Genomic DNA, 26,291 nt, shown 5'->3' with positions numbered 1-26,291 from the left:
CAGGAGAGGATTACGTCTTCGACTTATTATAAATATCGAACCCAACCGCAAGCAGCAGCACCAGACCTTTAATGCCCTGCTGCCAATCAACGCCAAGGCCGACGAGGGACATTCCGTTATTCATTACCCCCATGACAAGACCGCCAATAATGGCTCCAATCACGGTTCCAATACCACCGGAAGCAGAGGCGCCGCCAATGAAACAGGCAGCAATCGCATCCAGTTCAAAGTTCGTTCCCGCTTTGGGTGTGGCTGAATTAAGCCGAGCGGCAAACACCAGGCCGGACAAGGCGGCCAACACCCCCATATTAACGAACACCCAGAACGTGACACGTTTGGTTTTGACACCGGACAGTCCGGCGGCTTTCTCATTGCCTCCAAGCGCGTAAATATGGCGGCCCATGGTCATCCGGTTCATCACAAACGAATAAATGGCAATTAGAATCAGCAGAATGACGAGAATATTGGGAATTCCGTTATATTGGGCCAGCACCACAGTGAAGAGGTTAATGATAATGACCAACACGGCGGCTTTTACTATAGACAACCAGACTGAAGATTGCTCAAAACCGTATTTCAACGTAATCTTGCGGGTTCTGAATTCCTGGTAGACGATAAGGAGCGAACAGATCACGCCGATAAGGATGGTGAGAAGATGCATCGAACCTCCGCCGAACCCATCGGGAATAAAACCGGAGCTTATTTTTTGAAAAGTTTTAGGAAAAGGCGCAATGGATTGGCCATTCAGCACAATCATGGTCAAACCGCGGAACAGCAGCATTCCCGCCAAGGTAACGATAAAGGCAGGTATTCTAATATAGGCTACCCAAAAGCCCTGCCACGCGCCAACAAGCGCCCCCATAAGCAAGGACAAAATTACAGCAAGTACAGGATTCAACTGCATATCGACCATCATTATGGCGGACAATGCGCCAATGAATGCAGCCACCGAACCCACTGAAAGGTCGATGTGACCCGTGATGATGACCAGTACCATCCCGATGGCCAGGACCAGAATATAGCTGTTCTGCAAAATCAGGTTCGTAACGTTCAACGGTTTGAGCAAGATGCCGTCTGTAAGGATCTGAAATAAAATCGAAATGAAGATCAGCGCAATAATCATGCCATACTGGCGGATGTTTTTTGTCACAATTCCCTGTAATGCCCCCATGCGGTTACCCCCTGCTTCGTGTCATATGTTTCATCAGTGTTTCCTGAGCAGCTTCCTGCCGCTCGAACTCGCCGGTAATGCGCCCTTCGCACATTGTATAGATCCGGTCGCACATACCGATAATTTCCGGAAGCTCGGAAGAGATGACCAGCACGCCTTTGCCTTCCGCCGCCAGTTGGTTGATGATGGAATAGATTTCATATTTGGCTCCAACATCAATCCCGCGGGTCGGTTCATCCAGGATGAGAATTTCCGGCTGCGCATAGATCCATTTGCTGAGAACGACTTTCTGCTGATTGCCGCCGCTGAGATTGACCGTCTTTTGCAAAATACTCGGTGTTTTGATGTTCAGCTTCCTCCGGTATTCCTCAGCGACCAGCACCTCCTCATGTTGGTTAATGACGCCGCGCTGCGATAACTTCTTTAAGCTGCCCAAGGAAATATTGCGTTTGATATCGTCGATCAGGATCAGTCCGAATTGCTTCCGGTCTTCCGTCACATAGGCCAGTCCGCTGCTGATAGCTTGGGGATATCGTCCAACTGCACCGCCTTGCCATGCATCAGCACCTGGCCACTGATCCGCTTGCCATAAGCTCTGCCGAATATACTCATCGCCAATTCCGTACGACCGGCTCCCATCAGTCCGGCAATGCCAACCACCTCTCCGCGGCGGATATGGATGTTGATGTGATCCAGAATCTTGCGGTCCTTCTGCACCTCGTGATAGACCTCCCAGTCACGGACCTCGAAGATCGTCTCCCCGATATGTGATATTCGCTCAGGATACCGGTGCGTCAGATCGCGGCCGACCATGCCTTTAATGATGATATCTTCGGTAACCTGATCCAGCTTCATATCCAGGCTCTGAATCGTTTGCCCATCGCGCAGGATGGTAACGGTATCCGCTACCTTTTCGATCTCGTTCAACTTATGTGAAATAATAATGGAGGTAATGCCCTGCCGTTTCAGCTCGAGGATCAGCATCAGCAGATTCTCACTATCATTCTCGTTCAGTGCGGCTGTCGGTTCATCCAGAATCAACAGCTTCACTTGCTTCGAAAGCGCTTTGGCGATCTCAACAAGCTGCTGCTTGCCTACGCCGATCATCGACACCTCTGTAGACGGCGACTCGTTAAGTCCAACGGTCTGCAGGAGTTCCCGTGTCTTCACCGTTGTTTCGTTCCAATTGATCACGCCGTGCCTTGCTTGCTCATTGCCGAGGAAGATATTCTCCGAGATCGACAAATACGGAATCAGCGCCAACTCCTGATGAATAATGACAATTCCAAGATTTTCACTATCTTTGATATCTTTAAATGAGCAAAGCTGTCCTCTAAATAATATATCCCCCTCATAGGTTCCATGAGGGTAAACCCCGCTAAGCACTTTCATCAGCGTGGACTTGCCCGCACCATTCTCGCCGCACAAGGCATGTATCTCGCCTTCCTTTACCTTCAGATTCACATTGGCCAGCGCCTTGACACCCGGGAAGGTCTTTGTAATCCCTCTCATCTCCAATATAAACTCCGCCACTGCTTCTCACCCAGCTTTCCTTGTGACTATTCTATCCGGTGCATCCGGCAGCCGCATTCGGCCACCGCCGCACCCAGTTGCAGGAATCAGAGCCGCCGGTTATTCGGCGAGCTGATCCTTGGTATAATAGCCGCTGTCTACAAGCACTTGATCTGCATTGATCTGATCCACAGAGACAGGTTCCAGCAGATACGAAGGCACAATTTTGGCTCCATTGTCATAAGTGGTCGTATCATTCACTTCCGCTTCCGTTCCTTGAAGCACACTTTCGGTCATTTCCACCGCTTTCTTGGCCAGCTCACGGGTATCCTTAAACACGGTTTGGGTCTGCTCCCCGGCAAGAATGGACTTGACGGAAGCCAGCTCTGCATCCTGACCGGTTACAACCGGAAGCTTTCTGTCACCCGTGCCGTATCCTACTCCTTTGAGTGAGGACAAGATCCCGATGCTGATTCCATCATAAGGGGACAGCACAGCGTCCAGACTCCCGCTGGCATAATTGGCGCTCAACAGGTTATCCATGCGGGCCTGGGCGGCTGCACCGTCCCAGCGGAGGGTTGCAGCTTGCGCCATCGTCGTCTGCTTGCTGCGGACCACAAGCTTGCCTGAATCGATATAAGGCTGAAGGATCGACATTGCGCCGTCAAAAAAGAAATAGGCATTGTTATCGTCCGGTGAACCACCGAACAATTCGATATTGAACGGTCCCTTGCCATCCTTCAACCCCAGTTTCTCTTCAATATAAGAGCCCTGCAGCACACCGACCTTGAAATTATCGAAGGTTGCGTAATAGTCTACATATTCACTTTTTTTGATCAAACGGTCATAGGCAATGACTTTAACGCCGGCATCATGCGCCTTTTGCAGCACATCGGTCAGCGACTCTCCGTCAATGGAAGCGACCACAATCGCATTCACGCCTTTGGTGATCATATTCTCAATTTGCGAGACCTGATTCTCCACGACATCTTCCCCATATTGCAGGTCGGTATCGTAACCCAGTTTCTCGAATTCCTTGACCATGTTGTTGCCGTCATTCACCCAGCGTTCCGAGGATTTCGTAGGCATGGCGATTCCCACCTTACCTTTGTTCCCTTCGGCTGTACCGCTCGAATCCTTCCCGTTGCCGCAAGCAGCCACAACCAGTACAAGTGCCATTGCCACCAGCATCCATGCATATTTCTTCATTTTAGCGCGACCCCCCAGACTATTCTGTTGCCCTCACGGGGAACGCTCCCCGGTTGACACGATGAGTATAGCAAGGGGAGACTAGAAGTGTATTTACACGGAAGCTACTCTTTTTATAAAAATCAAACTTACACTACAACAGGCCATGAGAATGGGAAGGCGCTTTTTAAGCGTTATCCCCTTCAGCCGGGCCCGCTCCCTTACGGAACTGGAGCGGAGATACACCCGTCTGCTTTTTAAAAGCAGTGCTGAAATAATGCTGGGTCTCATAACCGGAGCGTTCCGCGACTTCATAGATGCTCATTTCAGTGGAATGCAGCAATTGCGCCGCTTTGCGGATGCGGATTTGCGTCAGATACACACCAAAGGATTCGCCAAGCTCATGCTTGAACAACCGGCTGAGATAGACCGGTGAAGTCTGCAGCATCCCCGCAATGGATTCCAGCGTCATGCCACATTCACTGTAATGTTCCAGAATATACAATTTGGCTCTGCGGACCAGTGGGGACAGCGGCACTTCCCTGGATAATGCAGCCCGGCACTTATGGTAACAGAGCAGCAGCTGATTGAGCTCTCCCTCGACCGGCTCGCTGGCAACTTCGACAGCGATTCCCAGATTCGCGCGCACCTCTTGTCCGATCCGCCCCACTGTCCCTTCGGCCCCGTCCTCCCAGAGCAGAATCACCATCAGGCCGGACGAATCCCGGAACAGCACCTTGGGATAATCGTTAAGCAGCTCAGCAGCGATATTCTCAATCGCAAAAAGAAAAAGCTGGCGCTCTTTTTCCTTCATGCCCGAATACCGGGTTTCCCAGCTCCAGCGGATTATTCCGATGAGATGAGGCACCCGTTGCGGGAGCTGTAAAAATTGCAGCTGCTCCATGATCTCCTGCGGGCTCAGGCTGCCCTCCAGCCATTCCTGACAGAATCGTTCGCGCAACAGCGGAAAATTCTTGAGAATATGCTGTGAAGCCTGCTGCAGATGGAGGCGCTTCTGCTGTTCGGCAGCAAGCTCATCCCGCATCCCGCACAGCACTTGGGTTAACTGCTGCGGATCGGCGGGTTTCAGGATATAGTCATTCACCTGCAAACGGATCGACTCCTGGGCATAGGTGAATTCATCATGACCGGTGATGACTACAATTTTACATCCGGGCAATTGTTCCCTGATCCGTCTCATCAGTTCAAGTCCATGCATAATCGGCATGTTGAGGTCAACGAGTGCAATATGCACGGCATTCCGCAGCGCCAGCTCCAGGGCTTCCTCGCCGTCCTCCGCTTCCGCCACCACCTGCATCGACAGCGATTTCCAATCCACAGAATGCTTGATGCCCTCACGGATAATATCTTCATCATCCGCAATCATAACTTTCCATAGTTCCATTGCGACCCCTCCATAAGTAGACATTTGCCGCTTAAGAATAGTCTTAAGCGGACCCGTGGTTCGTCCAGCAGTTGTCCCGCACGATCGGATGCCTCACCGTCACCGTGGTCCCCACTCCCCATTCACTCTCGACATGCAGGCCATACGGCTGGCCACAGGTTAGCCGCAGCCGGGCCTGTACATTCAGAATGCCGTAGCCGCTGCCTGTACTTGCTGCAATGGGCGGCCCGGCTGCTGCGATCTCCCCTTCGGTTCCGGCTTCTTCCAGCTTGCGGTTCAACATCATGAGCTTCTCCGGTGGAATGCCCGCTCCGTTATCCCTGACAGTCAAGTACAAATCTCCTTCGCCTTCAGTTACCGCAATGGCAATATGTCCCGGGCCGCGCCTTTCCTTAATGCCATGATAAATCGCATTCTCAACAATCGGCTGCAGCAGCAGCTTCAGTACATACAGCTCCCGGAGCTGAGGCTCCACCTCTATGCTGTAAGCCAGCTTACTGCTATAGCGGACATGCTGGATCTTCAAATAGCTGACGATATGCTCCAGCTCATCGGAGACCGGAATACTGTCGCTGCCTTTGCTCAGGCCCAGACGGAACAGCTTGGACAAAGACTGTACCACTTCCGCGATGTCTTCCGCCCCTTTGCTGCGGGCCATCCAGTGAATGGTATCCAGCGTATTGTATAAAAAATGCGGCTTAATATGGGCCTGAAGGCTGCGAAGCTCCGCCTCCCGCTTCTGCCGTTCCTGCAATGCCGTCAGAGAGAGGAGGCGCCCAATCTGGGCCAGCATCGCGTTGAAGCTCCGGCCTAACATCCCAATCTCATCAGAGCGGTCCCCCCAATAACGGATGGTTAAATCCCCGGATTGGGCTTTGCTCATGAAGGAAGCCAACTGGCCAATGGGCCGGGATATGGAATACGCCAAATAAAAGGAGGCCGTCATGCCCAACAGGCAGACGACAAATACAAAGGTCACCACATTAAAGGTGATCTCCCGTACACCGTAAGCCGATTCCTCCATTGGGAAGACGCCCATTATCGTCCAGCCCGTAAATGACGAGGTCCTGTATATGAGCTGCAAAGGGCGGCCGTTCACTTTTACCGACGTAATTCCGGACTTCTCCGGGAACAGCTCTGCGGGTATGTTCTTCATCAAGGATTGCTGCGGAGCGTAGATCATTTCCCCACCGCCGTCCACAACGGTCAAATAGCCTGTTTTGCCCAGCGTAACCTCTCTGGTTGTCTCGGCAATAACCCGCAGCTTCAAGTCCACCAAGACTACGCCCAGAACGACTTGAGTTTCAGGATCGACAATGGCTCTTACCGCAGACACAACCTCGCTTTCCTTATAATCCACATGCGACCTTACAGACCGGTTATACGGATGGCCAATGATTCTGAAGATCCCTTTGTTCGCGGCTGCTTCCCGGTACCACTCCTCTTGGGTGGCCAGAGTTCCAGGCCGGGCATACATCTCATTGCTGATGCTGTCCCCTGCACTGTTTACGAGCATAATCCCGGCAATTTCCGAGCTAAGCGTGCTGAATCCCTGCAAGAATTTACGGATATTATATTCCACCGATTCCCCGTCAGGAATTGCACTTCCTTCTTGCAGATTCGGCTTGATCCCGCCGTTCATAAACGTCTGCACCGCCGGATCAAAAGAGATCAGGTACGTAATCTTCTGCAAGTTCTCCACATCATTCTCAATCACAGCGTTCACTTTGCCGATCAGTTGCATCGTGTTCGCATTGCTCTGATCTTCTACGATCCGGTCTACCGTCCAGCCAATAAGCAGGCCAAGACCAATCGCAGGCAGAATGCTGATAAGCAGAAAATGAAAGATCAGCTTATACCGGATAGGCAGATTGTTCATTCTTAACTTCTTCAGCAGCTGCATATCTTGGCGCATATTCGCTCACCTCCCCCTGCATACCCCTATTTCGCATAATAGTTGTCCACATTCACCGGCGTTACAACGTCGATGCCCGTATCCACCATGCCCGGGACAGGCAGCAGTTTATTATTCTTATAGACCGCGGGATCGGCTGCCAGATCCCTGTGAAGCTGAAACAGTTCCAGAAGGGACCAGTAGCCCATATTCCAGGTACCTTGCGCCATTGTCGCCGAGATCCCCCCCTTCTTCACCAAGTCCAGGGTCTCTTTATCCGTGTCAAAACTGATGATTTTGGGCAGTGCTGCGCTGTTCCCCTTCGCTGCCGATACGGCTTCAGCCACTCCGATTCCACCCTTGGATTCCGTGGCGAATATCCCGGCCAGCCGTGGATAATCGGCTAGAATTTGCTCGGCAGCCCCTCTGGAAGCCAACTGATCTCCCCGCCCATCCTTGATGGCAACCAGCTTCATAGCGGGATAGTGCTCGCGGATGGTATCGGTGAAGCCTGCCGTACGTTCCTGATGATTATGCTGATCCGGTGTTGTAATAATGGCGACTTCGCCTTTGGCATCGGTCAAATCAGCCATTTTGCGCGCTGCCTCAGCTCCGGCCTTGTAATTATCGGTACCCAGGAACGAATAGGCCTTGCTGTCAGGCGCGCCCGAATCGAATATTACCACCGGGATCCCGCTCTCAACAGCTTTGTTGATGGTTTCCGTCAAAAGCTTGGAGTTCACAGCGGAAATGGCAATCCCGGCAGGCTTTTTGGCAATCACCTGCTCCAGCACAGTCATCTGCTCGTTCGCATTATGCTGGGTAGAACCGTGGTATTCAACCGATACGTTCAGATCCTCAGCCCCGTCCTCAAAACCCTTAAGCACACTTTTCCAGTAATCTATGCCAATCTGAAAGGTAAGCATAACGTAGGTATCTTCCAGATTCCCCCGCAAACCGGCAGTTTCCCAAGGATCCACGTTATTGGCTTGCAGCCTGTAGTTCAGCAAATAAACGACGAAGATTCCAATCAGCAGCAGGTATACAAGGCCCAGCTTCTTCACTCTGTAACCCCTTTCATAAATCACGTTAATGTATAAACGCAGAACAGTTAAGGTTCGCGTTTTTAAAAAAGGGCACGCAGAAATAACTTCTGCGAACCCCATTTGGCCTAGCTATTCGATATTATGACGTAAGCAGCTTCTATTTCACGTATAAGCGGCTGCTTTCTTCCCAATACTCGCCCGGACTGAGGCTGAACAAGCCGATTTCTTCTGCGGGCAGGTCTACCTTGGGCGCATTGACCAGGTTGATTTGCGGTTCTGGGCAGAAGAAGCCTTCGGTAGCTCCGTTGTTCCAGATCATCCACTGTTTGTAGGAGGTTCCCACATCATAAACAAGGGTCACGCCGGCTTTGGTGTCGGTCAGTTCCATGCGGTTGCGGCCGTTCTGGGCCACTGCAGTGTAGTGGTTGTCCATTGCCGCGTAAAAAGGATACACGCCTTCTCCCTGCAGGGCCAGCTCCTCTGTCTGCAATTCCTGAAACTTGCCGGTAGGGAGCATCCGGTCACTCAGCTCCCAGCGCTCGCCGATAGTCAGCTTCACCCGGTAATCCTGAGCCGCGCTGCCCGATGCAAACGGGGCATTAACCGCGGTATGGAAGGCCAACAGACAGGGCATAACATCGTCTCCGTCATTGTGCACCAGCAGTTGTTGGGTCAATCCGCCTTCGCCAAGGCTGTAGCGCAGCTTGATCGTGTATTTGTGCGGCAGGTAGGCATAGGATGGATGGGACTCATCCACTTTGATTTGGACCGTTACGTAGCTCTCGGTCTTGCCGCTCCCGAAGTCTTCTACCTCCCAAGCTGCCGTATGTAAGAACCCGTGCAGATGGTTGCCAGTCGCGGCCTCATTGACCGGGAATTTATAAGTTTGGCCGTTCCAGGGAAATTCTCCGTCCTCATAGCGGTTCGGAGGGAATAATACGGGAATTCCGTGGATGCCCGGGTTTGCCTTGAACGCTTCCATCTCTTCCGCTCCGGGTTCATGCAGGAAACGGTAACCGTTTTCGTGATCGCGGAAACAAATCAGATTGCCTCCGATTCCCGGCAGGATAGCCGCCTCATAACGTCCGGCTTTAAGCCACACGGCTGCTTCTCCCTCATATTGTCCTTCATAGGCTGTAATTGTCATATCCTTCAATCTCCCTTCTATACTCTTATAAAATGCTCTCCACTTGTTAGAGCGTGTCTTCAAACCTAATTACCGATTCTGAAGACACCTCCTAGATTACCACATCTTCACAAGTGGAAACATGGCAATTTTATAGCTGCGCCACCTCTACGCTCATCACATGCTCAATCTGCTTCACATCATAATAAATTTCAGTGGCATAATCCGTATCGGGTGCAGACAGCACCATATCGATCATTTGTCTGCCGTCCTCCAGGTCCTTGATCTTAATGCGGCGGATCGAACGGCCCGGCCCTCTCGACTTACGCTGGGTGCCGAGATGGCGGCGCTCAATCTTCTGGATCACCTCAGTCAGCACAAAGTTGGCCTCCGTAATAATCTTGACTGAAACTTCATGTTTGTTGAGCACCTCCGGGCCAAGAGAGCGGATCAGCAGCGGCACGACATTGACTGCGAACATCAGCAGCACTACCGCATAAGCCGCTTCCACATAAAAGCCCGCTCCAACGGCAATGCCGATGCCGGATGCCGTCCAGATCAGAGCAGCCGAGGTCAGGCCGGAGATCGCATCTCCGCCTCGGCGCAGAATCACCCCTGCGCCGAGAAACCCGATTCCGCTGACAATCTGCGCAGCAAGCCGCATGGGGTCCATGTTGGGATGGTCCGGGCCTGAGAATTTGTCAAAGGCATGAATAGATACCAGGGTGACAAGGCAGCTTGCGATGCTAATGACCATACTGGTCCGAATCCCCAGCGGCTTTTGTTTGAGCTGACGGTCGATGCCGATGAACAGCCCGAACAGCATGGCCACAAGCAGTTTAATTAATGAATCCAAATGTAATATTTCCACGGTCCAATCCCCTTTCTGCACAGATAATCTATTATAACGGAAAACAACGGTAGATATCACCTGATTTATAGAAAAACGGCGTGCCTTCTTCCGTCACATGCCCATATCCCTTAACGGGATAGCACAGAACAGGAAGTCAGCCGCCGCCGTCTCACCAAAAAATAACGCATGCTCATTGAATAGTTCTGTCCAGCTTACCCATGCAGCAATGATTCTGCACCGTCACAATAAATTTCGGTTCCGGTGATATGATCCGAATCCTCGGATGCCAGGAACAAGGCGAGCTTCGCAACTTGATCCGGCCGTCCCGGCCCCTTCTCGAGCGGCTCTCCGCCATCCGGGAACTCCACAGGAATCTGAACTTCCTTCAGATCGTCGGAGGGATAGGTATTGTCGTCAATATGGGTCTTGATCGCTCCCGGACAGATGGCGTTGACCCTGATCTTGAATTGGGCCAGCTCCAGAGCTGCCATCTTCATGAAGGCAACCTGTCCGGCCTTGGTGGTGCTGTAGGCCGAGAAGCCCACATTAGAGAAGACACGGTTCCCGTTAATAGAGCTGTTGATCAGGATGCTGCCCCCGCTCTCTTTCAGATGCGGAATGGCATATTTGACCGTCGCAAACGTTCCGCGCAGGTTAATCTGTATCGTCTGATCCCAGGATTCGATATCCATCGTTTCAATCGGTGTCATTGCCCCGTTAATGCCTGCGTTGGCGAAGACGATATCCAGCCTTCCCCACTGGGCTGCTGCCTGTTTCACTGCGGCCTCCACCTGCTCGGGCTGGGCAACATCACATTCGATGACCACCGCTTCGCCGCCTTCTGCCTCTACCTGACGTTTTACCTTCTCCGCATTTTCAACCGTGCGATCCAGCAGCGCTACCTTCGCGCCATTTCTGGAAAATTCGAGTACGGATGCCCGTCCGATTCCCGAGCCGCCTCCAGTTACGATTGCTACCTTGCCTTTCAATTTCAGATCAGCCATATCAGCGTTTCCTCCTTGTGGAATATGCAAGCTTTCCAGTTAGTTCTTTCCCTAACCTTTACCTCACATACAAGAAGATGAACCGCCGGGAAGTTTATCCGTATGGATTGCTCTTGGTTCATTCCAGCGCGCTCTAGCCTTGCCGCAAATAAATCACAAGGTCATGCAGTCCGGCTTCACGGATGCCTTCCACTACCAATTCGGCCAGCAGACGCCCGCCAAGGATCTGGAAATGAGTATTATCCTGCACACCGGCAGGATGCTGAATAAATTCCCCCGGATAGCTCCACATAAACAGATCCTTCGAGCCTTCCGGTCCATAGGCTTCAAACAGCCGGCGACTCTTCTCATGCAGATCGATCAGCGGCACCTGCTCTGCGGCGGCCAGTTCTCTCATGGCTACCGGATAGTCGCCATGGCTATCTCTGATTACCCCATCGGCGTCGAAATTACGCCGGTGCATGGAGGTAACCAATACCGGAATGGCACCTGCGCTGCGGGCCTCGGTAATCATCGTGAGCAGGTTCTCCTTATACGTGGTGAAGGGCTCGGTATGACGCGCTTCATCCACTTTGGAGTCATTGTGGCCAAATTGGATGAACAGATAATCACGCGGGCGGATGTCAGCCATAATTCCGCTGAACAGCCCTTCATGGATGAAGCTGCGTGTACTACGCCCGGACAATGCGCGGTTGTCTACAGCAACGCCAGGCTTGAAGAAACCGGGAAGCATCTGTCCCCAGCCTGCATACGGGTAACCGTCCTCCGGCTGATCCGTCACGGTGGAATCGCCGGCCACAAATACAGTCAGCCCTTCGAGATCCGGTACAATCTCCAGCGCATTGATGCGTGGTGCCGCTCCCGAGAAGGAGAGTCGAAGCTGCCCGCTCCGGATGCACAGCGAGAACCCGTCCCGCAGGAACTGTCCGGAGGGCACATTCAGCGTATCCAACACAAATTTGCCTTCCCCAGCCCGGATAACCGTGCTGGTGTCGGCAATCAAATCGCCAAGAAGCAGGGATATCCGGTACACGCCATCCGGAATATCTGCCAGGAATACCGCCTTATGGGGAATACAGAAGTCATTGCGCAGAGGATCAACCCCTCCCCGGGAACGTCCATAAACCGTGGACCCTGCCGTGAATCCATAACCCAGCTCTTGGGTATACAGCGTCTCCGGCGACACTTTCGTGTAACCGGAGGCTGCAGCTTGAAGACCAAAATCAAACTGATAAGAAGTCAATTCCGTCATTCACCTTTCTGGCTTAAGTTTCCATGACCTTGCTAAACCCTATCCCTTCAATCCACTGGTACTGATGCCATCCACAATCTGCTTCTGGAAGATGAAGAAGATCAGCATGACCGGCAACAGACTGATTACCGACATGGCGAACATCGGCCCCCAATTGGATACGGACTCGCTGTCGAGGAACATTTTGAGCCCCATAGAGACGGTGTATTTGGATGGAGAGTTCAGATACAGCACCGGACCGAGTAGATCCTCCCAGCGCCAGTAGAAGGAGAAGATAGCCGCCGTCGCCATGGATGGGCGGATCAGCGGTAGGATAATCTTGTAATAGAGCCGAAATTTGCCGCATCCGTCGATGGTAGCCGCTTCATCCAGTTCCTGTGGAATCGTGCGGATGAACTGCAGCATCAGGAAGATAAAGAACGGTACCCCGAAGAATTGCGGGATCACGATGGGCCGGATGCTGTCAAGCCAATTCAGCTTGGTGTAAATAATGTACTGTGGAACCAGCACCACATCGCTGGGAAGCATCAGCGTCATCATCATCAGGCCAAACCAGAGGCCATGGCCCACAAATTTATTGCGGGCAAAGCCGAAGGCAACCAGAGAGGAGGAGAACACGGCGCCAACCGTGGCAATCAGTACAATAACGAATGAGTTCTTGATAAAGACACCGAAGGAATATCCGGCAACGCCTTCCCAGCCTTTGGCGTAGTTCCCCCATTCCCATGGATCCGGAAACAGCTGCTGGGCGGTTATAAATACCATCCGGCTTTCCTTGAAGGAGCTCATGATCATCCACAGAATCGGGTAGAGCATAATGACGGCAAGTCCACCGATGAGAATGTGATAGATCGGCCATTTAATTTTATTCTGTACCATGGATCATTTTCCTCCTCCCGATTCGTAGAAAACCCACGATTTGGATGTTTTGAACAGAATAGCGGTCATAATTCCGATCATCAGCATCATCACCCAGGCCATGGCCGAGGCATAGCCCATGTTATTGAACATGAAGGCTTGACGGAACAGGTACAGGGAATAGAGCAAGGTACCATCCATCGGGCCGCCTTCGCCCTTGGAGATAATATAGGCAGGTACGAAGGTCATAAATGCGCTGATTGTCTGCATAACCAGATTGAACAGTACGACCGAGCTTAAGAGCGGCATTGTAATCTTGAAGAACTTGCGGAAGAAACCCGCGCCGTCTACATTGGCTGCCTCGTACATTTCGCTAGGAATATTCTTCAGTCCGGCCAGGAAGATCAGCATGGAGGAACCGAATTGCCAGACGGACAAGGAGATCAGCATGACCAGCGCCGCGCTTGGATTGCCGAACCAACTGACCGGACCCAGACCGAAGAAGCCCATCAATCCATTGATAATACCAGTGTCGCTGAAAATATTGCGCCACATAATCGAGACGGCTACACTGCCGCCGATGATGGATGGCAGGTAATAGATAGTACGGTAGGTCCCTACCATACGCGATTTCGTATTTAGGATCATGGCCACAAACAGGGCGAACGTCAGCCGCAGCGGCACACCGATAAATACATAGAGCAGCGTCACCTTCAGAGACTGCAGATATTTCGGGTCATTTGTGAACATTTTGATATAATTGTCCAACCCCACCCATTGCGGTGGGGAGAACAAGTTATATTTGGTGAAGGATAGATAGAGTGAAATTATCATTGGCACCAGAGTGAAGCAGAGGAAACCAATAATAAAGGGACTTATGAAAGCATAGCCGGTCAGATTGCTCCGCAGCCGCTGTTTTAGCGGTTTTTTGGTCTTATAGACCGGCGCGTTTGCCGGCAGTGGATTGCTGAATGCCAAGGGTCACCAGCTCCTTATCTTTTTATGAGGATCACAGTATGGTTCATTACTTGAATCGCCTTAGCGACTGCTTAGGATTGCGCTTGCTTCCTTACGGAATTGGGCTGCAGCAGCATCCGGCTCAATCTGGCCAAAGTTCATCTGCTCTGCAAGGTCAGTAAGCAAGGCCACAACCTCCGGTGAACCTACCGGCGGACTCATTGGTGAAGTTTTGGGTTCCATATCGGCTACGAACTGGAAGACCTGCTTGCCGGATTCGGTCAAATCAGCTGCCAGTCCTTCTTTGATTTTGCTTGAAATCGGCACACCGCGTTCACCCAGAATAAGCTTGTTCGCTTCAAGGTTATTCGTCCAGAAGTCCACAAATTTGGCGGCTTCTTCTTTAGCCTTCGAGTTGGCTGTTACGGACCAATACATACTTGGCTGCATGTAGAGACCTTTTTCCATATCAGGACCCGGCATTGGCGCCAGCTGCATTGGACGGTTAACGGCCATCTGCAACGCTACATATTGATTGGACCACTGCCAGATTCCGATTCCTGTTCCTTTGACAATATCCGATTCTTCAATGACGCCCTTGTTCTGGCTCAGCTTGTCCTGTGAAGGGACTGCACCTTCCTTGATCAAGTCCGACAGCATGCCGAAGAATTCACTGTACAGCGCATCATCCTCATAGCCAAGCCCAGTACCGTCGGTATTATAGAGCGCCAGGCCTTTGGTGCGCAGGAAATAGTTGAAGAACACATCCGCAGCCATCGAGGAATCCATGAACAATCCAGCATCTTTGGCTTTCATGGCGATTTCCTTGTATTGATCCCAAGTCCAGTTCTCTGGAACCGCATCATAACCAGCTTTTTTGAGCAGCTCCGGATCATAATGCAGACCCAGCACATTGACTCCAAGCGGAATTCCGTACTGCTTGCCGCCAATGTTGCCGGTATTCAGTACATTCTCGTTCACATCGCCCACCTGAACCTGTTTGTTCAAATAGGGAGTCATGTCCTCCAGCTGTCCGTTCGAGCCATATTGATTGATATAGGAGACGTCCATCTGAACGATATCGGGAAGGCGGTTCGCTGCAGCCTGAGGAGCCAGCTTCTTCCAGTAATCATCAAAGGAGGCATATTCAGGTTCAATGGTTACGTTGGGATTCTGTTCTTCATACATGTCAATAACCTGCTGAGTGTAGGAGTGACGGGTGTCCCCACCCCACCAGGCAATACGCAGGGTAACCGGATCTGCTGAACTCTCAGCAGCGGGTTTGTCGGTTGAAGCCGCGTTCGTTGCTTTGTTCTCTGCTGCATTGTTATTTCCGCCGCAGCCGGCGAGAACTGACATCAATAACGGGACTGCCAATAATGCGGATAATTTCTTCAAATGTATTTCCCCCTTGTTACTTAGTTTGGAAGTGTTGCGCTTTCTGTTAGCGCTTCCATGTATGTATCTTCTCAAAATTCCATGGTTAAATGAATACAAAAAACCGTTTTGTTTGTGCAAAAATCAGGTCTGCTCTGTTTGGGGTTTCATAAAATCAGTGGGAGTGCGGCCGGTCACTTTTTTGAATACATTGCTGAAATATTGGGCATTCCCCCCAAAGCCGAACATTTCCGCCAGCTCAAACACCTTCACATCCCCGCTCTGCAGAATATGCTCGGACGCTTTCGCAATCCGGTATTGTGTCACATAATTGGAGAATTTCTCCCCGGTAATCTTCTTGAAGATTTTGCCGAGATAATCGGCATTCATATAGAGCATTTCAGCGGCTACCGAGCCTAGCGTCAGCTCAGCATTGCGGTAATCGGCTTCGATGATCCGCAGCATCTTATCTACCGTTGCCGCCTGGCGGGATACGAAGTGGCGCTCATACATACACGTCAGACGGTCTGCCGCTTGTTTCACATGATTCTTCAGTCCACCCAAGGTGTCGATCCCGGCCAGCTCTCCAAGGCCTGAGGTGAAGCTGCTGCGTTCCTCTGGCAAGCAGAGACGGATCATCGCGGCGTAGAGCTGCAGAATATAAGAGCGGGTCACATTGATATCCAGCCGGTCTGCCGACAGTACATCGAACAACCGCTCCAGCTCCTTGTCCACAGCCTGATTGTCGCCCGCCTTAATCAGCAGACAGATCTGCTCCTCCTCCAGATCAATCTCAATGCTGCCGCCCATTTCATCACCGGGGATATCACTTCTTGTAATCAAGCTGCCCGGCTCCAGATAGAAGCGGTGATTCATGCATTCCAGCGTCTGGCGGTACAGCCTGCGGGACTGGCTCATCCTGCCGGTGTCGCTAACGGCAATGGTCACATCCAGCTTGTAGAAGCGGCAGAAGACCTCCCGCACTTCACCCGTGCGGGCAAGTAGGCTGCCGCTTCCGTCAGCGGTCTCCACATGCTCCAGCAGAATCAGGAGATGGCTGCCAATCATCGTGCTGAGCAGGATCTCCTGCAGCATATCCTGGGCAATATTCTGCAGCGCAAACAGATGCTCATATTCATAGGAGCCTTCAATGCGGAACAGCAGCAGCCGGACATTCTTGCCGTTCAGTTCAATGCCGAACATCTCCTGGTAATATACCAGGTCACGCCTGCCGTAGGTCTTGTTGGAGATCCATTCCTTCAGAAATTGCTCTTTCACATGAGGCAATACCTTGGTCAGCCGCTGCTTCATTCCGCTTACGAACTGCTCGCGGTCCTGCTGTTCATCTAGATCCTCAACAAGCTCAACAATGGCTGCGTGAATCTGCTGCTCATTGCAGGGTTTAAGCAAATAATGCTTCACCCCATGATGCATCGCCTTGCGGGCATAATCGAAATCCTTATATCCGGTCAGCATGATAAATTTGACATCCGGGAACCGCTCGCTGCAGGTCTGCACCAGCCCCAGCCCATCCAGACCAGGCATCGAAATATCTGTGATCACAATCTGTGGAGACAGTGATTCTATTTTCTCCAAAGCCTCTATCCCGTTGCGGGCCGTACCTGCCAGCTCAGTCCCTGCCTTGTACCAATCCACTACCTGTGATATTCCTTCCAGAATAAGCCGTTCATCGTCCACCAGCAGCAGCTTATACATGCTTGACCTCTCCTCTCGTATACGGAATCCTTACATGAATAACCGTCCCGCTTCCCGGCACACTACTAATCACCGTTCCCCATTCGGTACCGAACACAAGCTGGATGCGCTCCTCAATATTGTTAAGCCCGATCCCTTCCCCCCGCGTCTGTACCCTGCCCTGCAGCAGCTCGCTGATAAAATCCGCAGTCATACCCGGTCCGTTGTCACTGACCTGAATATCAAGCCCCTTATCCAAGACCTCGACTGTAATCGATATTGTACATGGCTCAATATTCGGTTCCAGCGCATACCGGATGGCATTCTCGATCAGCGGCTGCAGGGTCAGCTTGGGAATCAGCGCATCCTGCAGGTGAGCGGGAATATCCATCCGGAAATCCAGCCTTTCCTCGAAGCGGGTCCGCTGGATCGTGACATAGCTGTCTACAATGCTCAGCTCCTTCTCCAGCGTAATTAGCGGGTCCTTCAGGCCTATGGAGCTGCGCAGCAGATATCCAAGCGCCACCACCATCTCCGAAATCTGATCCTGCTTGTTCATTTTGGCCAGCCAATTAATCGATTCGAGCGTGTTATACAAGAAATGCGGATTAATCTGCGCCTGCAGTGCCTTCAGCTCGGTCTCACGGATCATCAGCTGCTTGGCATAATTCTCGTCAATCAGCTCCCGGATGCGGCGGATCATCATTTTGAAGGTGCGGTTCAGCTGGCTTACCTCATCCTGTGCGGTCTGCGAGACAAGGCCAAGCGACTGCTCCTCCAGATTATCCAGATCTCCCTTCTCAATCTGCCGCATCTTGCCGGTCAGCTTGGAGATCGGACGGACAATGCTGCGGGCAAAGCGGTAGCCGAGCAACAGCCCCAGCAGCAGCAGACAGGCGAAGCTGACTACCACTAATCTTTTAACATACGTAATCTGCCGGAAAATTTCATTAAACGGAGTAGCATTGATATAAGTCCAGTTCATGTAGGAAGAATTGGTTTTGGCCAGAAAATAGGTCCCCCGCTCATAGCTTGCTGTGCGGTAAGCATCTCTGCTGCGCAGTTCGTCTGCCAGCTCAGACACATTCAGAATAGGCTCTGCCGGATACACAGCCTGGCCTGTACTGGCATCGGCAACAATCAGCTGATCCTGCTTGGAGGTCGCTCCGGTATTATCCGCTATGATCCGGTCGATACGGATGCGGACAACCAGTGTCCCCAGATTGTCCAATGTGAAGGTGGACCCGGTATAAGATTTAATCTGCCTGACGGCCAGCAGAGAGTTCTTGCTTCCCTGGGTGAACCATACATTACTGCCGTCGCCTTCTATAGCAAGCGGTTTCAACTGGTCTTGCAACGATTGCGATACGCTCTCTCTGTTCCCCGCCGACATCACACCCCCATTATTGTCGATCAGCAGCATGGAATAGACATATTTCTCGGCGCCCGCAAACGCCACCAGCCGATTGATAATTTTATTATGCAAGACCAGCCGGTTATAGGGCTGCGGATTGTCCTGCAGCGCTCTGAGGTACTGCTGGATCTGCTCATCGGTCACTACCGTATAAGATAGCTGTTCCAGCTCCCGCAGCTCACTTTCAATGTTGATGGCCGACATGCCCAGCACCTCGGAGGCCTTCTCATAAATCTGGCGGTCATAAATCCGGTAAATATATTGAAGTACGGTTAAGGAAAACAGGAAGGACAGCAGCAGCAAAAATGTGATCAGCTTGATCATTTTATTAAATATTCCTGAATTATAAGCGCCTTTATTTCTGAAAATCATAAATGCCTTCACGCTCCCTTATGCCGGATTGAACCTGATTAATTTATATTAGCATAAATCAGTATGGGTATTTATGAAAATAATAAGAAGAAATGGTTGTGAAGTTAAGGCCTTTAGAGTGATGTTTGCAGAAAAAAAGAAGCTATATCTTCAGTCTTAAGTAAACTGAAGACATAACTTCTTGGGGGATCAGCCCAGCATCATCCGGTCATCCGCCAGCTTATGGCCGCTGATGGTTTCGAATTCGCCGAGCAGACGTTCCACGGTCAGATCCTGCTTGCGTGATTCATCAATATCAAGCACGATGCTGCCTTTGTCCATCATGATCAGACGGTTGCCCAGCCTGATGGCTTGTTCCATATTATGTGTGACCATCAGCGTGGTAAGCTTCATCTCCCGCACAATGGTTTCGGTCAGCTTCGTGATCAGCTCGGCCCGCGAGGGGTCAAGCGCTGCGGTATGCTCATCAAGCAGCAGAATCTGCGGCTGTGTGAAGGTCGCCATCAGCAGGCTTAGTGCCTGCCGTTCTCCGCCGGATAGCAGCCCCACCTTGGCCCGCAGCCGATTCTCCAGCCCAATGCCCAGTCGGCTGAGCTCCTCGCGGAACATCTTCCGCTTCAGGGTATTTACGCCGATGGACAACCCCCGCTTGCGGCCCCGTTTGTAGGCCATAGCCAGGTTCTCTTCAATCGTCATATGCGGCGCTGTTCCGGCCATCGGGTCCTGAAATACCCGGCCGATCCAGCGGCTGCGCTGGTATTCCGCAAAACTGCTGATCGAAGCTCCTTCAATTCTCACTTCCCCGAGATCCGGTTTCATTACACCCGAGATGATATTCATCAAAGTGGACTTACCAGCCCCGTTGCTGCCGATGATGGTCACGAAGTCGCCCGGCTTCAGCTCCAGATCAATGCCAAGCAGTGCGATCTTCTCATCCGGTGTGCCTGGATTAAACAGCTTGGAGATATTATCTAGCTTTAGCATCAGCTGCCCCCCCTTTCTTGCGGACCAGAGCGTGCTCAGCCAATTCAGCCGTCCGTTTACGTGCAGAGCTCTTCTGCTTAAGGAACCGCTGGAAGGATGGGAACACCAGCGCAACTATAACAATGATGGCTGTAATCAGCTTCAGGTCGGAAGCATCCAGCCAAGATACCCGCAGCGCAATCGCCACAACAATCCGGTATACGATCGACCCTAGCACTACGGCCAGAGTAGCCCGGAAGACATTGCGCGCGCCAAAGATCGCTTCTCCAATAATGACAGAGGCCAGGCCAATGACGATCATCCCGATCCCCATCGAAATATCCGCGAAGGTGGAATACTGAGCCACCAGTGCTCCCGACAAGGCTACCAGCCCGTTGGAAAGGGCGATGCCAAGAATCGTCGTATTGTCGGTATTGACCCCGAAGCTGCGGATCATCCGCGCATTGTCGCCTGTAGCACGCAGAGCCAACCCCAGATCGGTGCGCAGAAACAGATCCATCAGCAGCTTGAGGAGTAGAACAACAAATGGCATCACCAAGAGCGGGTTCATTGAGCTGAACAGTGTGTCCTCTCCCATCAGCGACAGGTTCGGCTTACCCATGATCCGCAGATTGATTGAATAGAGAGCAATCATCATCAGAATCCCCGACAATAGGCCATTGATCTTGCCTTTGGTATGCAGCAGGCCGGTACATGTTCCGGCAAGCATCCCGCCAGCCACGGCGGCCAGGGTTGCCAGCCACGGCGAGAAACCATTCGTAATCATAACTGCGGCAATGGCACCGCCAGTGGTATAACTTCCGTCTACAGTCAAATCGGGGAAATCAAGTATTCGGAAGGTAATATATACGCCCAGAGCCATAAAAGCAAAGATAAGGCCCATTTCTACGGCTCCAAGCAATGAATCTACACTTATTATCATAGGTGACTTCCTCCTCCAAGCGGCAAGGGGCGTCCTGCCGGAATCGCCCCATCATAATGGTGTTATTGAATAATGTTGGCCGCCTGGTCTGCAACCTCGGCTTTCATGGCATCTGTCACTTCGATTCCCTGGGCTTCGGCAGCCTTCAGGTTGAGGATCAGATCCAGCTTCTCTTGCATCGTTACCTTCATATCCCCGGGATTCTTGCCATCCTTCAGCACCTCAACGGCCATCTGGCCTACCTGGTAGCCATGGTCATAATATTTGAAGCCAACTGTGGCAAAAGCACCCTTCTCCACTGTATCGCGGTCAGCCGAGAAGAAGGGTATCTTATTATCATTCGCTGTCTGGATAATGGCGTCCACTCCGCTGACTACCGAATTATCGAGGGTAATATAGAAAGCATCTACCCGGCCAACTAAGGAATCTGCAGCTTGCTTGACTTCAGAGGTATTGGTTACTGCCGCTTTGACTAGCTCGATGCCATGCTTGTCCAATTCTGCCTTGGCAATGTCCGACATGACCACGGCATTCTGTTCCCCTTCATTGATGATAATACCGAGCTTCTTCACGTCCGGGAACTGTGTAGCAATAAAGTTCATCAGCCGGGTAATCGATTCCGGATTCGTGTCGGAGGCTCCGGAGACGTTGGCACCCGGATGCTCCAAATCGGTCACAAGCTTGGCGTCAATCGGGTCTGTGACAGCAGCGAACAGAATGGGAGTGTCCTTGCTCACCTTCTGCACGACTGATTGTGCGGACGGAGTGGCGATAGCCAGCACCAGATCATTCGAGTCGCCGGCAATCTTCTGGGCAATCGACAGATTGTTGGTCTGGTCGGCCTGGGCATACTGCAGATCAACCGTAAGATTCTCGCCTTCTACCAGTCCGCCATCCTTGAGTGCAGCCATGAATCCCTCACGGGTAGCATCAAGCGACGGATGCTCCACATACTGCGAGATGGCGATCTTGTAGGATTTGCCGTCCGTGCTTCCGCTGTCAGCGGGAGCACTAGCTGTCGCGGCAGGATCATTCGCGGCATTTCCTGAATTTACAGCAGCATTATTATTGCCGCAGCCTGCGGATACTAACATCATACATAAGCTTAAACCCAGCCATATTTTCTTTTTCTTCATAAGTATAACCCCTTTTCATTTACGGTATCAGCGCGGGCATTGGAAGGAGCGTTTCAGCATTGTCGCTTTTATCTTTGAAAGCATTAAAGCGACAGCTCACACGTATCTCACATCTGCTCCTGCCAATCTATTAAACTTATATTATATGGAGGTTGATTATCCGTCAATCTCTTAAGCTGACACCAGTTATTACAAAATACGCACAATCTCTAGGCAAATTGCTCTATTTTCCAGCTTATTCTTGACATTGATTGCCTACGCCTCAATTACATAAGACCTAAACAACTTGCACAAACTGAATCTATATTTGAAGATGGAGCGTGATTTATGACCAATCAGCCTTATAAAATGCTTACTGCCGCCGCCGTGCTTACCGTATTCATGCTTACAAGCACGGCTTGCGGTTATGCCGCCAAGACAAAGAACAAAGAAACCAGCTCAATTTTGCCAAATGGAACACCGGCAGCCAGCTATTATGAGAAGTCTTACTACAAGGATGGAAACGGGACATTCTGGATTCCGGTCAAACCCGCTGCCGACTCGCTGGGCTACCGCATGAAGGATGACACCTCCAAAGGCGGATACACCAAGCTGGGCTTCAGCGATGTCATGTACATGCTTCGGCCGGGAAGTCCGCAGGTGTTCTCCATGGGCGAAGAGTTGGCTCTGCCGGAGGCTCCGATTCGCCGGGAGGGTCAGATATATATGACACCCACCGCCTTGTCCAAGCTGTTTCAGACGGAAGTGGGCTGGAATCCGACTACTGGAGAGATCAATATCGCTGTGCCTACAGAAGATAAAACTGACGATCAGAGTCCTCATGAAGCAGCCAAACCGATCCGTATCCAGAGCCTTTCCGCCTCTGACAGCCAGGAGCTGGTCGCCTATGCCAAGAAATTCCTCGGGGTGCCTTATGATTTCGGTGCCGGCCCGTATGAGGAGACGAACAAATTCGACTGCTCCTCGTTCACCCGCCATGTGTTTAAGAAATTCGGCGTGGACCTGCCCCGCCTGGCCAAAGACCAGGATAATCTAGGCAGACGCGTCAGCCGCAGCAACCTGGGGACGGGAGACCTGATCTTCTTCACCGTACCTGGCCGTTTCGAAAGTGATGCCATTCCGGGCCATGTCGGGATTTATATCGGTGACGGCAAATTCATCCATACCTGGGGTGAACCCGGTGTACAGATCAGCGAGCTGGACAGCGGATATTGGAGCAATGTCATCCTGCATATGCAGAGCATCCTTTAAAAACAAAAGTCTGGACTCCCTTAGCGGAAGTACCAGACTTTTTGTTTGTTCCGTGTTTAATCCCACGTTTTCCCTTTGCCTGTCAATCGGATAAACAGCTTGATGATCTCTACGATCACCACAATCGCTATTGCCGCCGAGCAGACAATGATCCACTGCAGGCCACTGAGATGCGATACGCCGAACCAATCATTCAGACCAGGAATAATAATGACCAGCACCAGCATCAGACCGGAGATTACCGAAGCCCCAAGCATATAGCGGTTGCTGAACAAGCCGATCTGGAACAGTGATTTGGTGTTGGATCTGACGTTGAACGCATGTGTAATCTGCAGCAGCCCGAGCGTTGCGAAGGCCATCGTCACAGCGATTCCTTCATTGTAATGCGTATGGGCCCAATTGTAGACCAGCAGCGTAAGCGCGGCCTCAATGATCCCCTGATAAATAATACTGATACCGACACCTTCGGAGAAAATACTGCTGCTCGATTTGCGCGGCTTCTTCGACATCAGGTCGGCGGAGGCTTTCTCCAGCCCCAACGCCAGTGCAGGCAGCGTATCTGTAACGAGGTTGATCCAGAGGATATGAATCGGCTCCAGAATCCGCCAGCCAATCATCGTCGCAATGAACAGTGTCAGCACTTCACCAAGATTGGCGGAGAGCAGGAACTGGATCGCCTTGCGGATATTGCTGTATACCTTGCGTCCTTCCTCCACGGCTACCACAATCGTTGTGAAGTTGTCGTCGGCAAGCACCATGTCGGATACGCCTTTGGCTACATCCGTTCCCGTTATGCCCATCCCCACGCCGATATCCGAGGTTTTGAGTGCGGGCGCATCATTGACCCCGTCGCCGGTCATCGCCACAATCTTGCCCTTGGCCTTCCAGGCCTTGACGATCCGCACCTTATGCTGCGGAGAGACGCGGGCATAGACCGAATAATCAGCCACTCTTTCGGCAAAATCCTGCTCGCTGATCTGATCCAGCTCCCGGCCGGTCAAGACGCCGCTCTCATCCTCAATGATTCCGAGCCGCTTGGCAATGGCCGCCGCCGTATCGCGGTGGTCGCCGGTTATCATCACCGGGCGGATGCCTGCCTTGCGGCAGACCGCCACCGCATCGCGCACTTCATCGCGCGGCGGGTCAATCATACCAACCAGCCCGACGAACACCAGACCCGCTTCCGTCTGTTCCGGCGCAGGATTCTCCGGCAGCTGCGCCTGGTCCAGATAAGCAAAGGCCAGCACACGCAGCGCCTCATCCGCCAGCCCTTTATTGCTGGCTGTAATCTGCTGCTTGTGCTCCTCCGTTAACGGGAATACCTCCCCGTTCAGCTGAATATGGCTGCATTTGGAGAGCAGCACATCGGGCGCACCTTTGGTCAGGATGCGGAATTGCCCCGCTTCCACCTCATGGATCGTTGTCATCAGCTTGCGGTCGGAGTCAAACGGCAGCTCCTTCTTGCGCGGGTATTGCTGCTCCAGCTTCCGCTTGTCAACACCGATGCTTAAGGCATAATCGACCAATGCGGTTTCTGTCGGATCACCGATGATCGCTTTGCCGCTGCGGGTACCGGCTCCTTTGCCTTCAGCCTTGCCGCCGGCGCCGCCTTCGTCGATGCTTGAATCATTGCACAGCGTCATCGCCTGCAGCAGCAGCTCGCCACCCGGTGTATCGGAGAGTGCTTCACCTGCCGGGATGCTGCTTCCATTCACATACAGCTGCTCCACAGTCATCTTGTTCAAGGTCAGCGTACCCGTCTTGTCGGAGCAGACAATCTCGGTGCTGCCCAAGGTCTCCACCGCAGGCAGCTTGCGGATAATCGCCTTGCGCTTCGCCATCCGCTGCACGCCAAGCGCCAGAATGATGGTCACGATGGCTGGCAGCCCTTCCGGGATCGCGGCTACAGCCAGCGAGATGGAGGTCAGCAGCATATCCAGCAGCTCTCTGCCTTCCAGAATACCAACGGCGAAGATCACGACACAGACGCCCAGGATGATAAAAGTGAAATATTTGCCCAGCTCATCCAGCTTTTTCTGCAGCGGTGTCGTTTCCGTCTCTTCCTCCGAGATGAATCCGGCAATCTTGCCGACCTCGGTCTGCATTCCCGTAGCCGTAACCACACCCACTCCGCGTCCATAGGTTACACTGCTGCTCATATAAGCCATATTCTTGCGGTCGCCGATGACAATATCGCTGCCCTCCAGCACCTCCGACTGCTTATCCGAAGGCAGCGATTCGCCCGTCAGAGCGGCTTCCTCCGTCTGCAGAGAAGCGGCGTGCAGAATCCGCAGATCCGCCGGTATCACATTGCCCGCTTCCAGCAGAACAATATCGCCGGGAACCAGCTCTTCACTTTTGATCTCGGTCACCTGTCCGCCGCGTTTCACTCTGGCTTGGGGAGAGGACATGCTTTTTAGGGCTTCCAGCGCCTGCTCTGCCTTATTCTCCTGGACAACGCCAAGTACCGCATTCAGAAGGACAACCAATAGGATGATTACGGTGTCGGTCCATTCTCCCAGAATACCTGACAGCACGGCCGCTGCGAGCAGAATAAAAATCATAACATTCTTAAACTGCTCCAGGAATTTGGCCAGCAGCGATTTGGTTTTGGCTTCCTGCAGCACATTTTTGCCATAACGTTCCTGAAGACTAGCGATCTGCTCAGGGGACAATCCGGCTTCTGACGATGCTAGCTGCTGCAGCACCTCCTCCTTGCTCAGCGTATGGAATGCTAATTCCTGATCTGGTTTCGATGATTGTGCATTCAAACCTTCTGCCTCCTTCCGGGAATCTGGTCTCTCTATATCAAGAACCTCTCATATGAGTCTTACCCAAAAATGGAACAGAGATTCTGCAATATTATGTACATTA

Annotated in this window: 19 protein-coding genes and 1 pseudogene; 1 reads left to right on the top strand and 19 read right to left on the bottom strand. The window is 52.0% G+C overall.

Features of this window, described 5'->3' with window-relative positions:
* Positions 1–10: 10 nt before the first annotated feature.
* The 18 genes and pseudogenes from mmsB to B9T62_RS09770 all read right to left on the bottom strand — a co-directional run bounded on the left by mmsB (position 11) and on the right by B9T62_RS09770 (position 22,166).
* Complete coding sequence (gene mmsB / locus B9T62_RS09855; protein ID WP_087915096.1) at positions 11–1,171, bottom strand: multiple monosaccharide ABC transporter permease; 1,161 nt, start codon at positions 1,169–1,171, stop codon at positions 11–13.
* A gap of 4 nt (positions 1,172–1,175) precedes the next feature.
* Positions 1,176–2,704 (bottom strand): annotated as a pseudogene (gene mmsA / locus B9T62_RS09850) (multiple monosaccharide ABC transporter ATP-binding protein).
* A gap of 99 nt (positions 2,705–2,803) precedes the next feature.
* Entirely contained in the window at positions 2,804–3,892 is a 1,089-nt protein-coding gene (gene chvE, locus B9T62_RS09845; protein WP_087915095.1) for a multiple monosaccharide ABC transporter substrate-binding protein, read from the bottom strand.
* A gap of 166 nt (positions 3,893–4,058) precedes the next feature.
* Complete coding sequence (locus tag B9T62_RS09840; RefSeq protein WP_087915094.1) at positions 4,059–5,276, bottom strand: response regulator transcription factor; 1,218 nt, start codon at positions 5,274–5,276, stop codon at positions 4,059–4,061.
* Between the two features lie 43 nt (positions 5,277–5,319).
* Positions 5,320–7,191 (bottom strand): cache domain-containing sensor histidine kinase, encoded by a 1,872-nt coding sequence (locus tag B9T62_RS09835; RefSeq protein ID WP_087915093.1) that lies wholly within the window; start codon positions 7,189–7,191, stop codon positions 5,320–5,322.
* 26 nt (positions 7,192–7,217) lie between these two features.
* Positions 7,218–8,234: a substrate-binding domain-containing protein gene (locus tag B9T62_RS09830; protein ID WP_087915092.1), complete on the bottom strand. Its 1,017-nt coding sequence runs from the start codon at positions 8,232–8,234 to the stop codon at positions 7,218–7,220.
* A gap of 139 nt (positions 8,235–8,373) precedes the next feature.
* Positions 8,374–9,363: an aldose 1-epimerase gene (locus B9T62_RS09825; RefSeq protein WP_087915091.1), complete on the bottom strand. Its 990-nt coding sequence runs from the start codon at positions 9,361–9,363 to the stop codon at positions 8,374–8,376.
* A 130-nt stretch (positions 9,364–9,493) separates the two neighbouring features.
* On the bottom strand, positions 9,494–10,168 hold the full coding sequence (locus B9T62_RS09820; RefSeq protein WP_169834511.1) for an MgtC/SapB family protein: 675 nt from the start codon (positions 10,166–10,168) through the stop codon (positions 9,494–9,496).
* A gap of 239 nt (positions 10,169–10,407) precedes the next feature.
* Entirely contained in the window at positions 10,408–11,199 is a 792-nt protein-coding gene (locus B9T62_RS09815; protein WP_087915089.1) for an SDR family oxidoreductase, read from the bottom strand.
* Positions 11,200–11,332: 133 nt separating this feature from the next.
* Entirely contained in the window at positions 11,333–12,442 is a 1,110-nt protein-coding gene (locus B9T62_RS09810; protein WP_425436644.1) for a rhamnogalacturonan acetylesterase, read from the bottom strand.
* Positions 12,443–12,490: 48 nt separating this feature from the next.
* Complete coding sequence (locus tag B9T62_RS09805; protein WP_087915087.1) at positions 12,491–13,330, bottom strand: carbohydrate ABC transporter permease; 840 nt, start codon at positions 13,328–13,330, stop codon at positions 12,491–12,493.
* Positions 13,331–13,333: 3 nt separating this feature from the next.
* On the bottom strand, positions 13,334–14,269 hold the full coding sequence (locus B9T62_RS09800; protein WP_087920207.1) for a carbohydrate ABC transporter permease: 936 nt from the start codon (positions 14,267–14,269) through the stop codon (positions 13,334–13,336).
* Positions 14,270–14,347: 78 nt separating this feature from the next.
* Positions 14,348–15,664, bottom strand: coding sequence for an ABC transporter substrate-binding protein (locus B9T62_RS09795; RefSeq protein WP_245864408.1), 1,317 nt, complete (start codon positions 15,662–15,664; stop codon positions 14,348–14,350).
* A 123-nt stretch (positions 15,665–15,787) separates the two neighbouring features.
* Positions 15,788–17,359 carry a response regulator transcription factor gene (locus tag B9T62_RS09790; protein WP_087915086.1) on the bottom strand — a complete coding sequence of 524 codons (1,572 nt, stop codon included), beginning with the start codon at positions 17,357–17,359 and terminating at the stop codon, positions 15,788–15,790.
* Positions 17,352–19,076, bottom strand: a complete 1,725-nt coding sequence (locus tag B9T62_RS09785) for a sensor histidine kinase (protein WP_245864407.1) — start codon at positions 19,074–19,076, stop codon at positions 17,352–17,354. The genes B9T62_RS09790 and B9T62_RS09785 overlap by 8 nt, the downstream gene beginning before the upstream one ends.
* A 237-nt stretch (positions 19,077–19,313) precedes the next feature.
* Positions 19,314–20,108 carry an ABC transporter ATP-binding protein gene (locus B9T62_RS09780; protein ID WP_087915084.1) on the bottom strand — a complete coding sequence of 265 codons (795 nt, stop codon included), beginning with the start codon at positions 20,106–20,108 and terminating at the stop codon, positions 19,314–19,316.
* Positions 20,092–21,030 carry an ABC transporter permease gene (locus B9T62_RS09775; protein ID WP_087915083.1) on the bottom strand — a complete coding sequence of 313 codons (939 nt, stop codon included), beginning with the start codon at positions 21,028–21,030 and terminating at the stop codon, positions 20,092–20,094. Before B9T62_RS09775 ends, B9T62_RS09780 begins: the two co-directional genes overlap by 17 nt.
* 62 nt (positions 21,031–21,092) lie before the next feature.
* Positions 21,093–22,166 (bottom strand): ABC transporter substrate-binding protein, encoded by a 1,074-nt coding sequence (locus B9T62_RS09770; protein ID WP_087915082.1) that lies wholly within the window; start codon positions 22,164–22,166, stop codon positions 21,093–21,095.
* A gap of 327 nt (positions 22,167–22,493) precedes the next feature.
* Here B9T62_RS09770 and B9T62_RS09765 point away from each other — a divergent pair, with 327 nt between their 5' ends.
* On the top strand, positions 22,494–23,417 hold the full coding sequence (locus tag B9T62_RS09765; protein WP_087915081.1) for a C40 family peptidase: 924 nt from the start codon (positions 22,494–22,496) through the stop codon (positions 23,415–23,417).
* Positions 23,418–23,473: 56 nt separating this feature from the next.
* Here B9T62_RS09765 and B9T62_RS09760 read toward each other — a convergent pair whose 3' ends face one another.
* Positions 23,474–26,188, bottom strand: a complete 2,715-nt coding sequence (locus tag B9T62_RS09760; protein WP_087915080.1) for a calcium-translocating P-type ATPase, SERCA-type — start codon at positions 26,186–26,188, stop codon at positions 23,474–23,476.
* Positions 26,189–26,291 lie beyond the last annotated feature (103 nt).

The organism is Paenibacillus donghaensis (assembly GCF_002192415.1).
Classification (GTDB): domain Bacteria; phylum Bacillota; class Bacilli; order Paenibacillales; family Paenibacillaceae; genus Paenibacillus_AQ; species Paenibacillus_AQ donghaensis.
Note: the sequence above shows the minus strand (reverse complement) of the source record. Positions and strands in the feature narration are given on the sequence as shown.

What these genes read in the sequence shown, in the direction of transcription:
- B9T62_RS09835 (WP_087915093.1), bottom strand. Translation starts at nt 7,191, where the DNA reads ATGCGCCAAGATATGCAGCTGCTGAAGAAGTTAAGAATGAACAATCTG.
- B9T62_RS09770 (WP_087915082.1), bottom strand. Translation starts at nt 22,166, where the DNA reads ATGAAGAAAAAGAAAATATGGCTGGGTTTAAGCTTATGTATGATGTTA.
- chvE (WP_087915095.1), bottom strand. Translation starts at nt 3,892, where the DNA reads ATGAAGAAATATGCATGGATGCTGGTGGCAATGGCACTTGTACTGGTT.
- B9T62_RS09815 (WP_087915089.1), bottom strand. Translation starts at nt 11,199, where the DNA reads ATGGCTGATCTGAAATTGAAAGGCAAGGTAGCAATCGTAACTGGAGGC.
- B9T62_RS09780 (WP_087915084.1), bottom strand. Translation starts at nt 20,108, where the DNA reads ATGCTAAAGCTAGATAATATCTCCAAGCTGTTTAATCCAGGCACACCG.
- B9T62_RS09785 (WP_245864407.1), bottom strand. Translation starts at nt 19,076, where the DNA reads ATGATCAAGCTGATCACATTTTTGCTGCTGCTGTCCTTCCTGTTTTCC.
- B9T62_RS09775 (WP_087915083.1), bottom strand. Translation starts at nt 21,030, where the DNA reads ATGATAATAAGTGTAGATTCATTGCTTGGAGCCGTAGAAATGGGCCTT.
- B9T62_RS09820 (WP_169834511.1), bottom strand. Translation starts at nt 10,168, where the DNA reads ATGCTGTTCGGGCTGTTCATCGGCATCGACCGTCAGCTCAAACAAAAG.
- B9T62_RS09840 (WP_087915094.1), bottom strand. Translation starts at nt 5,276, where the DNA reads ATGGAACTATGGAAAGTTATGATTGCGGATGATGAAGATATTATCCGT.
- B9T62_RS09765 (WP_087915081.1), top strand. Translation starts at nt 22,494, where the DNA reads ATGACCAATCAGCCTTATAAAATGCTTACTGCCGCCGCCGTGCTTACC.
- B9T62_RS09790 (WP_087915086.1), bottom strand. Translation starts at nt 17,359, where the DNA reads ATGTATAAGCTGCTGCTGGTGGACGATGAACGGCTTATTCTGGAAGGA.
- B9T62_RS09805 (WP_087915087.1), bottom strand. Translation starts at nt 13,330, where the DNA reads ATGGTACAGAATAAAATTAAATGGCCGATCTATCACATTCTCATCGGT.
- mmsB (WP_087915096.1), bottom strand. Translation starts at nt 1,171, where the DNA reads ATGGGGGCATTACAGGGAATTGTGACAAAAAACATCCGCCAGTATGGC.
- B9T62_RS09825 (WP_087915091.1), bottom strand. Translation starts at nt 9,363, where the DNA reads ATGACAATTACAGCCTATGAAGGACAATATGAGGGAGAAGCAGCCGTG.